Genomic DNA, 459 nt, shown 5'->3' on the forward strand with positions numbered 1-459 from the left:
CGAATTTTGATTCAAGGCTTCCATTTGGAGGCAGCCTTGGGCGAACGGATAGGACTGACGGATGAAGAATGGGCGGTGATCGGGCCGCTCCTGCCTTCAGAGCGAGGACGCGGCTGTCGGCCAGCGCAGGACAATCGGCGCTATTTCGAGGGCATGATGTGGATGGCGCGCACCGGAGCGCAGTGGCGGCATCTACCTGACGAATACGGCAAATGGAACAGCGTCTTCCGCCGTTACCGATGATGGATCGAGACCGGCGTGTTCGAGGCGATGCTCGAAACTTTGGCGGAACTGGTCGAACGGGACCGAAGCGCCGATATGATCGACAGCACCATTGTCCGAGCACATCATTGTGCGGTCGGCATAAAAAGGGGACTCAGAAAGCCCAGGCGCTTGGCCGATCGCGCGGCGGCTTCACCACCAAGCTCCATGCCCGGTGCGATGCGCAGGGGCGGCCGC

1 protein-coding gene is annotated in these 459 nt (G+C 61.2%); it reads left to right on the forward strand.

All coding sequences use genetic code 11. The annotated features are described in order from the left end of the window. A partial coding sequence (locus DUT91_RS25160) for a transposase (protein WP_147272318.1) occupies positions 1-243 on the forward strand: 243 nt, incomplete at its 5' end. Positions 244-459: the final 216 nt, after the last annotated feature.

Origin of the sequence: Paramesorhizobium salinisoli (assembly GCF_003335045.1) — a bacterium.
Taxonomy (GTDB): Bacteria; Pseudomonadota; Alphaproteobacteria; order Rhizobiales; family Rhizobiaceae; genus Paramesorhizobium; species Paramesorhizobium salinisoli.